The following is a 12468-nucleotide window of genomic DNA, read 5'->3' on the forward strand; positions in this document are numbered from 1 at the left end:
TCAGAGCCTGTTGACGTCGGTCACGCGCACCACAGCTGTACCACTGTCATCGGATGCCGCGAGGTCCACCTCGGCCGAGATGCCCCAGTCATGGTTTCCGGCCGGGTCGTCGAAGATCTGCCGGACCTTCCACAGCCCTGGTTCCTCCGTGATGATGAGCAATCCGGGCCCACGGGCGTCCGGTCCTGTGCCGATGTCGTCATGTTCGTCGAAGTAGTCATCCAGCACGTCCTCCCACCGCTCCGCATCCCAGCCGGCCTCGGCATCCAGTTCACCCAGAGCGGCTGAATCCTCGTCAGCAAACAGTTCCACCCTGCGGAACATCTCGTTCCGGACCATCACCCGGAAGGCCCGGATGTTGGACGTCAGCAGTGGAGGCGGGGGAGGTGGTGCGTCATGGGGGGTGGGGGCCAGCCCGGAGGTCAGTTCCTCCCATTCATCGAGGAGGCTGGAGTCAACCTGGCGCACCAGCTCTCCCAGCCACGCAATCAGGTCTTCAAGATCGTCCCGCAACAAGTCCTGGGGAACGGTCTGCCGGAGTGCGCGGAATCCGTCGGCGAGGTAGCGCAGGACGATACCTTCCGAGCGTGCCAGTCCATAGAACTGGACGAACTCGCCAAAATTCATGGCACGCTCATACATGTCCCGAATGATGGATTTGGGGGCGAGCTCGAAGTCCCCAACCCACGGCGCAGCCTTCCGGTAGACCTCGAAGGCCTCGCCAAGAATCTCCGCCAACGGCATGGGATATGTCACTTCATCCAGCATGGCCATGCGCTGCTCATACTCGATGCCGTCAGCCTTCATGGCGGCAACAGCTTCCCCACGGGCTTTCTTCTGCTGCGCGGAGAGAATCTGCCGTGGCTTCTCCAGGGTCGACTCAATCACCGACACCACGTCCAAGGCGTAGGAGGGCGACTCGGGATCCAGCAGTTCCAGGGCAGCAAGGGCAAAGGGAGACAGCGGCTGGTTGAGGGCGAAGTTGGGTTGCAAGTGCACTGTCAGCCGCACTGAGCGTCCTTCAGCCGCCTGCTCTTCCTCCGGAATGCGTTCCACCACGCCGGCCGCGAGCAGCTCGCGGTAGATCCCCAGGGCCTTCTTCATCAACCTGAGCTGGGAAGGCCGGCTCTCATGGTTTTCGCTGAGCAGCCGTCGGGTGGCCTGGAAGGGGTCACCGGGACGTTCCATGAGATTCAGCAGCATGGCATGTGTCACCGTGAAACTGGAGGTGAGCGGCTCAGGAATGGACTCGACGAGCTTCTTGAACGTCGGCTCGCCCCAGGAGACGAATCCTTCAGGCGGCTTCTTCTTCACCACCTGGCGGAGCTTCTTCTGGTCATCACCGAACTTGGCGGTTGCCTTTGCCATGGCCTTGGTGTTCTCCACGACGTGCTCAGGTGCCTGGACCACCACGGTGCCGGCGGTGTCGTATCCAGCACGTCCGGCACGGCCGGCAATCTGGTGGAACTCACGGGAGTTAAGCGACCTGGTGCGTACGCCGTCGTATTTGCTCAAGGCGGTCAACAGCACTGTCCTGATCGGCACATTGATGCCAACGCCCAAGGTGTCCGTGCCGCAGATGACTTTCAGCAGGCCTGCTTGAGCCAGTTGCTCAACCAACCGCCGGTATTTGGGGAGCATTCCGGCGTGGTGGACGCCGATACCGTGCCGGACAAGCCTGTTCAGCGTCTTTCCAAATCCCGCGGCAAATCGGAATCCTGCGATCAACTCGGCAATGCGGTCCTTTTCGTCGCGGCTGCACATGTTGATGCTCATGAGATTCTGGGCGCGCTCGATGGCCTCGGCCTGGCTGAAGTGCACCACGTAGACCGGAACCTGTTTGGTGGCGAGCAACTCTTCCAGGCTCTCGTGGACCGGGGTGAGGTGATAGTAGTAGTGGAGCGGAATGGGCCGCTCGGCAGAGCTCACCGTCGTCGTGGGACGACCAGTCAGCTCAGTCAGGCCGGTTTCGAAGCGGGTGACATCGCCCAAGGTTGCCGACATCAGGAGGAACTGGGCTTGGGGGAGTTCCAGGAGCGGCACCTGCCACGCCCACCCGCGCTGCGGATCGGAGTAGAAGTGGAACTCATCCATGATCACTGAGCCGAGTTCGGCAGTTGAGCCTTCGCGCAAAGCGATGTTGGCGAGAATCTCCGCCGTGCAGCAGATGATCGGGGCATCCTGGTTCACGCCCGAGTCACCGGTGATCATGCCCACGTTTTCGGCACCGAAGATCTCGCATAAAGCGAAGAACTTCTCCGACACCAGTGCCTTGATCGGCGCCGTGTAGTAACTGCGTTGCCCGCGGGCCATGGCCTCGAAATGCGCGGCAATGGCCACCAGCGACTTGCCGGACCCGGTAGGGGTGGCAAGGATGACGTTGGCGCCGGAGGCGAGCTCCATGATCGCCTCGTCCTGGGCGGGGTACAGCTGCAGCCCGCGGCTCTCTGTCCACTCCACGAAGCGTGTGTAGATCTCGTCCGGGTCCAAGGGACCTGTGCCGGTGGGACCGGGAAGCTGCTCAAGAAGTTTCATTGGTTTCCAGCTTAGTGCCCGGACGGTTTAGGCTCAGCCCAGCAGCGATGCCCGGCTCGAGGAGGCTTTTGTGAAGTGGGATCCGTCCAAGTATGCGGAGTTCGGCAACCATCGGGACCGGCCGTTTCAGGACCTCGTTGGGAGAATCCAGGCAACGGATCCCCAACAGGTGGTGGATCTTGGGTGCGGTCCCGGGAACCTGACAGCAACCTTGGCAGAACGTTGGCCCCAGGCGCGCATTGTGGGCCTCGATTCATCCGGTGAAATGCTCGCCAAGGCAGCCCCGCTGGCAGAAAAGTTTGGCGGGTTGGAGTTCAGGCAGGGCGATATCGCCGACTGGAGCCCGGACGGCAGTACCGACGTCGTGGTCACCAATGCGGCCCTTCAATGGGTTCCCGGACACCAGGAAATGCTTGGCAGTTGGCTCTCGGCATTAAAGCCCGGCGCCTGGTTCGCCATGCAGGTTCCGGGGAACTTCAGCTCAGCCTCCCACTCGCTGATGCGCGAATTGGCCGAAACCCCGCGTTGGAGGCAGCAACTGGCAGGTGTCCTGCGCCACGACGGCGTTGTCGGTAGTCCCGCGGACTACTTGGGCATAATGCTCGACGCCGGTTGCTCGGCTGACGCTTGGGAGACCACCTACCAGCAGGTGCTGCAGGGCGAGGACCCGGTGCTGGAATGGGTCAGGGGGACAGGACTCCGACCTGTCCTGGCAGCCTTGACGGATCCTGATGCGGCCGCCTTCGAAAAGGAGTACGCGGCATTGCTTCGAAAGGCGTATCCGCCCACAGGCCACGGAACGGTGTATCCCTTCCGTCGAATATTCGCGGTTGCGAGGAAGAACCCGTGAGTGGTCAATCATTTGTGGTCCTGAAGAGGTCCGTACGCCGGCCTGGCTTGTTCCGCGGGGATGGCGCTGGTCTAATTCTCGGCATGGACCAAGGACGCAATCCAGATCGGCCACCATTAGCTCCAACGCCTGCCGGGAGCTCCTTGTGACTCCCGCAGGGGAGTTCCCGGGAAATTGGCGGCCCAATGCCGGAAGCGCTGTGGCGCTCTTTGAGCAGTTGAGGCTCCGGATCATCGAACTCGCTGACTCAGGGGCCCTGGCGGTGGGATCGAAGCTTCCACCGGTCCGGAACCTGGCAGGCGTACTCGACGTGGCCCCGCACACGGTGGCGCGCGCCTACAAGGAACTTGAAGCCGCCGGGGTTGTTGCGACGCACGGCCGTAACGGAACGGTGGTCTGCGCCAGGGACGACCGTTGGGGCGCACTGGCTGAGGTCGCGGCGCAATACGCGGCCGCCGCCAAGGCCCAGGGCGCTTCTTTCGCGGAAGCCGTGCAGCTTTTTGCCGCTGCTTACGACGCCGATTGATACCGATCGGTAGCATGTGAGGCACGACATGGAAATTCGAAGAAGTTTTCGATTAGCATTGGTGGGTGCCCAAAGCCTTAGCTGAAGATGCAGCCATCGATTCCCTGAACAGCGCTTCCGTCGTTTCTGATAACAAGCCAGCCAAGCCGGATCTCTCCCGGCTGGTGGTCAAGGGCGCCCGGGAACACAATCTGCGCAATGTGGATCTGGACCTCCCGCGCGACGCCATGATCGTCTTTACCGGACTTTCCGGCTCGGGCAAGTCGTCCCTGGCGTTCGACACCATTTTTGCCGAAGGCCAGCGCAGGTACGTCGAGTCATTGTCCGCCTACGCCCGCCAATTCCTGGGCCAAGTGGACAAGCCCGATGTCGACTTCATCGAAGGCCTCTCGCCGGCAGTGTCCATCGACCAGAAGTCCACCAGCAAGAACCCGCGATCCACTGTGGGCACCATCACCGAAATCTACGACTACATGCGGTTGCTGTGGGCCCGTGTTGGACGCCCGCATTGCCCCGTTTGTGGCGAGCCCATTACGCGGCAAACGCCCCAGCAGATCGTTGACCAGTTGCTTGAACTGGAAGCCGGTACCCGCTTCCAGGTTCTTGCCCCGGTGGTTCGTGGCCGCAAGGGAGAATTTGTCGACCTCTTCAAGGAGCTGACAGCCAAGGGCTACTCCCGTGCCCGGGTGGACGGCGAGCTGGTCCAGCTGAGCGATCCCCCCAAATTGGGCAAGCAGTTCAAGCACACCATCGAGGTCGTAGTTGACCGCCTGGTGGTAAAGGATGAGATCAGCCAGCGCCTCACCGACTCTGTCGAGACCGCCCTCGGACTGGCCGAAGGCCGCGTCCTGGTGGAATTCGTTGATCTCGATGCCGAGGACCCGGCACGAATCAGGGCCTTCTCGGAAAATCTGGCCTGCCCGAACGAACACCCCCTGGCCATCGATGAAATCGAGCCCCGGTCCTTCTCTTTCAACAACCCCTTCGGTGCCTGCTCCGCCTGCAGCGGCATTGGAACCAAACTTGAGGTTGATGAAGAACTGATTGTCCCCAACCCTGAGCTTTCCTTGGGTGAAGGTGCCATCGCACCGTGGTCACTGGGCACGGCCACCACTGAGTACTGGAATCGTCTGCTGGAAGGTCTCGCGCAGGAGCTCGGTTTCTCCATGAAGACGCCGTGGGAAAAGCTTCCCAAGGACGTCAGGAACACGGTGCTGCATGGCAAGGACCACAAGGTTGTCGTCCAGTACCGCAACCGTTTTGGACGCGAGCGGAAGTACAGCACCGGTTTCGAAGGCGCCATCCAGTATGTTCACCGCAAGCATGGTGAAACGGACTCCGATTGGGCCCGCGACCGGTACGAAGAATACATGCGCCAGATTCCGTGCCCGGAGTGCAACGGTGCCCGTCTGAACCCGGCATCGCTGTCCGTCTTGATCAACGGAAAGTCGATTGCCCAAGTTGCTGCCCTTCCGATGCGGGAGTGTGCAGAATTCCTGGGCAGCCTGACCCTGACAAACAGGGAAGCGCAGATCGCCAACCAGGTGTTGAAAGAAATCCAGGCCCGCCTGACGTTTCTTCTTGACGTCGGCTTGGAGTACCTCAACCTCGAGCGGCCTTCCGGTACGCTCTCCGGCGGCGAGGCACAGCGTATCCGTCTTGCCACCCAGATCGGGTCGGGACTGGTGGGCGTCCTTTACGTCCTGGATGAGCCCTCCATCGGGCTGCACCAGCGCGACAACCGCCGGCTCATTGAGACATTGACCCGACTTCGGGACCTTGGCAACACGCTCATCGTGGTCGAGCACGACGAAGACACCATTCATGAGGCTGACTGGGTGGTTGACATCGGACCCGGGGCCGGCGAGCATGGCGGCCAGGTGGTGCACTCCGGCACCTATAAGGAACTCCTCGACAACACGAAGTCCCTGACCGGCGACTACCTCTCCGGCCGTCGAAAGATCGATGTTCCTGCCAAACGCCGCAAGTATGACAAAAAGCGCGAGCTGAAGGTTGTTGGCGCCCGCGAGAACAACCTCAACAACGTTGACGCTACTTTCCCCTTGGGGCTCTTCACGGCTGTGACAGGGGTCAGCGGCTCGGGCAAATCCACCCTCGTCAACGAGATTCTCTACAAAGTCCTTGCCAACAAGCTCAACGGAGCCAAGCAGGTGGCAGGACGCCACCGTTCAGTAGCGGGCCTTGAGCACCTGGACAAGGTAGTGCACGTCGACCAGAGTCCTATTGGGCGCACACCGCGTTCCAACCCGGCAACCTACACCGGCGTCTTTGACAACATCCGTAAGCTTTTCGCGGAGACCACCGAGGCAAAGGTGCGTGGTTACCAGCCAGGCCGGTTCTCGTTCAACGTCAAGGGTGGCCGCTGCGAAGCATGTTCAGGCGACGGCACACTGAAGATTGAGATGAACTTCCTGCCGGATGTCTATGTTCCGTGCGAGGTCTGCCACGGCGCACGCTATAACCGCGAGACCCTGGAAGTCCACTACAAAGGCAAGACCATTGCGGACGTTCTCAACATGCCGATCGAAGAGGGCGCGGAATTCTTTGCTGCCTTCACGCCGATCGCACGGCATTTGAACACGCTGGTGGATGTGGGGCTCGGCTATGTCCGGCTCGGCCAGCCTGCCACCACGCTTTCCGGTGGCGAGGCACAGCGTGTGAAGCTCGCAGCAGAGCTCCAGAAACGTTCCAATGGCCGCAGCATCTACGTTCTGGACGAGCCCACAACCGGTTTGCACTTCGAAGACATCAGGAAGTTGCTCATGGTTCTCCAGGGCCTGGTGGACAAGGGCAATACCGTCATCACCATCGAGCACAACCTGGATGTCATCAAGTCGGCGGACTGGATCGTGGACCTCGGTCCCAACGGCGGATCCGGCGGCGGACGAATTGTTGCGACCGGAACGCCCGAGCAAGTCGCCAAATCCACCGAGAGCCACACCGCGACTTTCCTCGCGGAAATTCTGGGCTAGAAGTATTCCGGTAGCGGCATGCGAGTTTCAGGCATGCCGCTACTCGTGAGAAACTAACCCTCGTGACTCAAACAAAGGTGCCCGTAATATTCGATCTGGACGGCACCCTTGTCGATCCTGCCGGCGGTATCACCGGGGGCATTTCGGCCGCCCTCCGTGAAATGGGCCTTCCCGTTCCGGAACAAGCCGTCCTGAATTCGATGGTGGGTCCCAAGCTCAGCGATTCCCTTTTGAATCTGGCCGGCGTTCCGGCCGATGTGGTGGATGAAACCATTGATCGCTACCGACGCCATTACAAAGAAACCGGTATTGGGCAAAGCAAGCTCTACCCGGGAGTCTTCGAACTCCTTGAGTACTTTGCCGAAACCGGTCGCCCGGTGGCGGTAGCGACGCAGAAACCGCAGTCCATAGCGCGCCTGGTTCTGGCGCACCATCGGATTGCGGATTTCTTTGTTTCGATCAGAGGCGCGGCCGATGACGAGTCCGTTGGAGCAAATACAGCTCCGGGGAAGGTCGAAATAGTTGGCGCGGCACTCGCCGACCTGCAGTCCCAGCCAGCAGTCATGGTAGGGGACCGGTATCAGGATGTTGCCGGCGCCATGGCCAACGGCTTGGACTGCATTGGTGTCAGCTGGGGCTTTGCACCTGACGGGGAGCTCGAAGATGCCGGCGCTGTGGCGGTAGTACAGACTGCTTTGGAACTGCGTACGCGAATTGAAGAACTTGATGCTGTCCGCGCGACGGCCCTTAGTGAGGTACAAAACGATGGCAGTCTTTGATGCGATCCGGTGGACAACCCGTGGATTGATTTCCTCCACCTGCCGGCCAACGGTCATAGGCCTGGAAAACGTCCCCAAAAGCGGGCCTTTCATTGTGGCGCCGAACCATCTTTCCTTTCTGGACAGCGTGATCGTGCAAGCACTCATGCCGCGACCTGTTGCTTTCTTCGCCAAGGCCGAGTACTTCACCACCAAGGGCGTCAAAGGCGCCGTAATGAAGTCGTTTTTTGAGGCTGTAGGGTCCATCCCCGTGGAGCGCGGTGAGCAGGCTGCCAGTGTGCAGGCCCTCAAGACCCTCCTGGATATCCTCGAATCCGGAAAAGGCATTGGCATTTACCCCGAGGGCACCAGGTCCCGGGATGGGATTCTTTACAGGGGCCGGACAGGCGTCGGTTGGCTGGCACTGACCACTGGAGCGCCAGTTATTCCCGTCGGTCTCATCGGTACAGAGAAACTACAGCCGGCGGACAAGAACGCGGTGCGGCCCCAGCACTTCACCATGAAGGTGGGCGAGCCCCTGTACTTCGAGAAGACAGGGCCGGACCATTCCTTGCCGGCGCGACGGGAGGTCACGGACAAGATCATGGACGCCATTGCCTTGCTCAGCGGCCAGGAACGTTCCGGGAGCTACAACCAGAGCAAGACGGTGGACTAGGGCTCGGACGCACGCCGCCCGCGCAATTGGGAGTCGGTCCGGTTCACTAGACTGGACATGTGGCAGATCCATCAAGTTACCGGCCCCGCACGGGTGAAATTCCCACCACCCCGGGCGTCTATCGTTTCCGTGACCCCCATGGCCGGGTCATCTATGTGGGCAAGGCAAAGAACCTCCGTTCCAGGCTGAACTCCTACTTCGCCAACCCCGCTGGGCTGCTCCCGAAGACCCATGCCATGGTTCATGCAGCCAGCAGCGTTGAGTGGACGGTGGTTGGGAGTGAGCTGGAATCCTTGCAGCTCGAGTACACGTGGATCAAGGAATTCAAGCCTCGTTTCAATGTGGTGTTCCGCGACGACAAGACCTATCCGTACCTGGCAGTGACCATGGGGGAAAAGTTTCCCCGGGTGCAGGTCATGCGTGGGGAACGCAGGAAAGGCACACGTTACTTCGGCCCGTATACCGCCGGTGCCATCAGGGAAACCATGGACACGCTCCTCAGGGTTTTCCCGGTGCGCAGCTGTAGTGCAGGAGTTTTCAAGCGGGCGCAGGCCAGTGGCCGCCCCTGCCTGCTGGGCTACATCGACAAGTGCTCGGCACCCTGCGTGGGACGGGTTACTCCTGACGAGCACCGGGTTCTGGCGGAAGACTTCTGTTCCTTCATGGGTGGAGAAGCCAAACGCTTCATCAGCAGGCTGGAGAAGGACATGGCAGCGGCCGTGGCTGAGCTTGACTACGAGAAAGCTGCGGGGCTGAGGGACGACATCATCGCCCTGCGCAAGGTGTTTGAGCGCAACGCCGTGGTCCTTGCGGAGGACACTGATGCCGACGTCTTCGCCCTGCACGATGACGAACTGGAAGCCTCCGTCCAGGTCTTTCACGTCCGTGGAGGCCGGGTCCGTGGGCAGCGTGGCTGGGTTGTGGAGAAGGTCGAGGACGCCACCACTCCGGAACTCATCGAGCACCTGCTGCAACAGGTTTATGGGGAGGACAGCGAGGTACAGGGCAGGATCCCCCGGGAAGTCCTGGTGCCGGAGAACCCCAGCAACCATGCCGAACTCACGCAATGGCTTGGGGGATTGCGTGGCGCCAAGGTGGATATCCGGGTTCCCCAACGCGGCGACAAGGCAGCGTTGATGTCCACTGTGCGTGAGAATGCCGAGCAAGCCCTCAAGCTTCACAAGACCCGCCGAGCGGGGGACATCACCGTACGTTCGCTGGCGCTCCAGGAACTCCAGGAGGCCCTGGACATCCCGGTCCCTTTGCTGCGCATCGAATGTTTTGATATCTCCCACGTGCAGGGAACGAATGTGGTTGCCTCCATGGTTGTGGTCGAGGACGGGCTGCCCAAGAAGGCCGACTACCGCAAATTCTCCATTACAGGCGCTGCCGCGGCTGACGACACAGCGGCGATGCACGACGTCCTGACCCGGAGGTTCAGGCATTACCTGACGGACAAAGCTGCCCAGGTCCCGGTCGTCTCCGGGGAAATCGTCAACCCGACGCGATCGGCGTCCAGCGGCGTCGCGGAAGCATCGCCGTCGGACGGCACCTCACCGGCACCGAAGGCCAAATTTGCGTACCCGCCCAATCTCGTGGTGGTCGACGGCGGCCAGCCGCAGGTCAATGCCGCTGCACGCGCCCTCGCGGACCTCGGGATCGACGACGTCTACGTCGTGGGGTTGGCTAAACGCCTGGAAGAGGTATGGCTTCCGGACAGCGACTTCCCGGTCATCCTGCCCCGGACCTCCCAAGGTCTGTACCTTCTTCAGCGCATCCGTGACGAAGCCCACCGTTTCGCCATCACCTTCCACCGCCAAAAGCGGGGCAAAGCCATGACGGTATCGGTCCTGGACGGCGTCCCTGGGCTCGGCGAGGCCAAACGCAAGGCACTGGTGGCACATTTTGGGTCACTTAAAAAGATCAAGGCTGCCTCAGTCGAGGAGCTGACGTCCGCAAAGGGGATTGGTCCCGCCTTGGCCGCTGCCGTGGTCCAGCATCTGGGTTCCGCGGCCGACGACGGCGAAACCGCTCCCGCAGTGAATATGACCACCGGCGAAATCATCGAATCTTAGCTAGGGTAAGAACTTGGCCGCTGCCGCATTCCGGCGCCGGGGACCACGCGTACTTTGTCGTGTCCGGCGGGGAAAGAGGCAGCTATGAAATTTTCCGAGGAAACGGGGACAACTGATGGATGAGGCAACGGCTGGGTCCGGCACGGAGCAGGACGGCCTGACGCCCGTTAAGCCACCGGAGGCGGAGCTTTTGGTCGTTACCGGCATGTCCGGTGCGGGCCGCAGTACTGCCTCCGATGCCCTGGAGGACCACGGCTGGTACGTAGTGGATAACCTGCCGCCGCAGATGCTGGGCGCTCTGGCTGAGATCGTCTCCCATGCCCCGAAGTCCATTCCCAAACTCGCCGTGGTGGTGGATGTACGCAGCAAGGACCTGTTCACGGACATCCAGACGGCTTTGGGTGCCTTGAGCGCCAGCGGCATTACCTTCCGGGTACTCTTCCTCGACGCGAAAGACGACGTCCTGGTCCGCCGCTTCGAGCAGGGCCGCCGGCCGCATCCGCTGCAGGGTGGTGGCCGGATCCTGGACGGTATCGGCATCGAGCGTGAGGTCCTGCGGGAACTGCGCGAGCACGCCGACGTGGTTCTGGACACCTCCGAGTTCAACGTCCATGGCCTTGCCACTGCCATCACGGAGCTCTTCAGCGACACGGGACCGGTGACCCTGCGCCTGAATGTCATGAGTTTTGGCTTCAAATACGGCCTGCCGGTGGACGCAAACTTCGTCGCCGATGCGCGTTTCATTCCCAATCCGCACTGGGTTCCCCAGCTCCGCCCGCATACGGGCCTTGACGACGACGTCAGCGACTACGTGCTGGGCGCCAGCGGCGTCCAGGAGTTCGTGGACCGGTACGTCAAGGCGTTGGAGCCTGTCCTGGATGGCTACCGCCAGGAGAACAAGCACTACGCCACCCTGGCCGTGGGCTGTACTGGCGGCAAACACCGTTCGGTAGCTGTCGCCGTCGAGCTTTCCAAACGGCTTGCCCAGTATCCCCGCGTGACCGTTACCACCGCCCACCGCGACCTGGGACGCGAGTAGTGGGTGTCCTGACGGGCCCGCTGCCCCTCATACCACCCAAGGGCGTCCCCGGCAGCCAACAGAAGAAGAGTCCGTCGGTGGTTGCCCTGGGCGGCGGGCACGGCCTGGCGGCTTCGCTGTCGGCCCTGCGACTGCTCACCTCGGAGCTGACCGCCGTCGTCACAGTAGCGGACGACGGCGGATCCTCCGGGCGTCTGCGCGAGGAGTACGGCGTCCTCCCGCCCGGCGATCTGCGCATGGCGCTCAGCGCGCTGTGCGATGACACCGACTGGGGCCGCACGTGGCGCGACGTCATGCAGCACCGCTTCAAGCCGGGATCGGCCAAGGGCGGGTCCTTGGACCACCACGCCATGGGCAACCTTCTGATCGTCACACTTTGGGAGCTTCTGGGGGACACCGTCGCAGGCCTGAAGTGGGCCGGGGCACTCTTGGGCGCGCGTGGCCAAGTGCTGCCGATGTCCAGCATCCCTCTGACCATCGAAGGCAAGGCCCGCAAGGAGCTGCCGGACGGCGGGTATGAGCTGCATACCGTTCGCGGGCAGGCGAAGTGCGCGGTCGCGGGCAAACTTGAGGAGGTCAAGCTGATTCCCGAGGACGCTCCTGCCTGCACGGAAGCCTTGACGGCCATAGAGCTCGCTGACTGGGTCATCCTTGGTCCTGGCTCCTGGTACACCTCTGTGTTGCCCCATTTGCTGTTGCCTGAGCTGCGTCAGGCTCTTGGTGACACGGCAGCCAAACGCTGCCTGACCATGAACCTGGACGTTGAAACCAAAGAGACCTCCGGCATGACCGCTGCCGATCATCTTGACGTACTGCGGCGCTACGCTCCTGAATTCAGCGTGGATGTGGTCCTGGCCGACCCCGCAGCGGTCCAGGACGTCAAGGCCTTCGAAAAGGCTGCCGGGATGATCGGGGCTGAAGTGGTGTTGGGTAGAGTAGGGGCGTCGAGGCGCCGCCCAGTCCATGACCCATTGCTGCTGGCAGCGGCTTACCACGATATTTTCGGGAACAGTTAG

9 protein-coding genes are annotated in these 12468 nt (G+C 61.7%); 8 read left to right on the forward strand and 1 reads right to left on the reverse strand.

Annotated elements, in window-relative coordinates; translation table 11 throughout:
• Window positions 1-2535: a DEAD/DEAH box helicase gene (locus ACFVSI_RS02845; RefSeq protein WP_387819634.1), complete on the reverse strand. Its 2535-nt coding sequence runs from the start codon at window positions 2533-2535 to the stop codon at window positions 1-3.
• A 70-nt stretch (window positions 2536-2605) separates the two neighbouring features.
• Here ACFVSI_RS02845 and ACFVSI_RS02850 point away from each other — a divergent pair, with 70 nt between their 5' ends.
• From ACFVSI_RS02850 to yvcK, 8 genes are all read left to right on the forward strand, one after another.
• Window positions 2606-3385 (forward strand): trans-aconitate 2-methyltransferase, encoded by a 780-nt coding sequence (locus ACFVSI_RS02850; RefSeq protein WP_387819636.1) that lies wholly within the window; start codon window positions 2606-2608, stop codon window positions 3383-3385.
• A gap of 145 nt (window positions 3386-3530) precedes the next feature.
• Complete coding sequence (locus tag ACFVSI_RS02855) at window positions 3531-3911, forward strand: GntR family transcriptional regulator (RefSeq protein ID WP_387819637.1); 381 nt, start codon at window positions 3531-3533, stop codon at window positions 3909-3911.
• Between the two features lie 65 nt (window positions 3912-3976).
• Window positions 3977-6904: an excinuclease ABC subunit UvrA gene (gene uvrA / locus ACFVSI_RS02860; RefSeq protein ID WP_387819639.1), complete on the forward strand. Its 2928-nt coding sequence runs from the start codon at window positions 3977-3979 to the stop codon at window positions 6902-6904.
• A 62-nt stretch (window positions 6905-6966) separates the two neighbouring features.
• Window positions 6967-7683, forward strand: coding sequence for an HAD hydrolase-like protein (locus ACFVSI_RS02865; RefSeq protein ID WP_387819640.1), 717 nt, complete (start codon window positions 6967-6969; stop codon window positions 7681-7683).
• A complete protein-coding gene (locus ACFVSI_RS02870; protein ID WP_387819642.1) occupies window positions 7670-8338 on the forward strand; it encodes a lysophospholipid acyltransferase family protein in 669 nt (222 codons plus the stop codon). The genes ACFVSI_RS02865 and ACFVSI_RS02870 overlap by 14 nt, the downstream gene beginning before the upstream one ends.
• Before the next feature lie 59 nt (window positions 8339-8397).
• The gene (uvrC, locus tag ACFVSI_RS02875) at window positions 8398-10413 is read left to right on the forward strand and encodes an excinuclease ABC subunit UvrC (protein ID WP_387819643.1); all 2016 of its coding nucleotides are present in this window, start codon (window positions 8398-8400) and stop codon (window positions 10411-10413) included.
• A gap of 115 nt (window positions 10414-10528) precedes the next feature.
• Window positions 10529-11452, forward strand: a complete 924-nt coding sequence (gene rapZ, locus ACFVSI_RS02880) for an RNase adapter RapZ (protein ID WP_387819644.1) — start codon at window positions 10529-10531, stop codon at window positions 11450-11452.
• Complete coding sequence (yvcK, locus tag ACFVSI_RS02885) at window positions 11452-12468, forward strand: uridine diphosphate-N-acetylglucosamine-binding protein YvcK (protein ID WP_387819646.1); 1017 nt, start codon at window positions 11452-11454, stop codon at window positions 12466-12468. Before rapZ ends, yvcK begins: the two co-directional genes overlap by 1 nt.

The sequence above is a fragment of the Paenarthrobacter sp. NPDC057981 genome, from assembly GCF_042886835.1.
Lineage (GTDB): Bacteria > Actinomycetota > Actinomycetes > Actinomycetales > Micrococcaceae > Arthrobacter.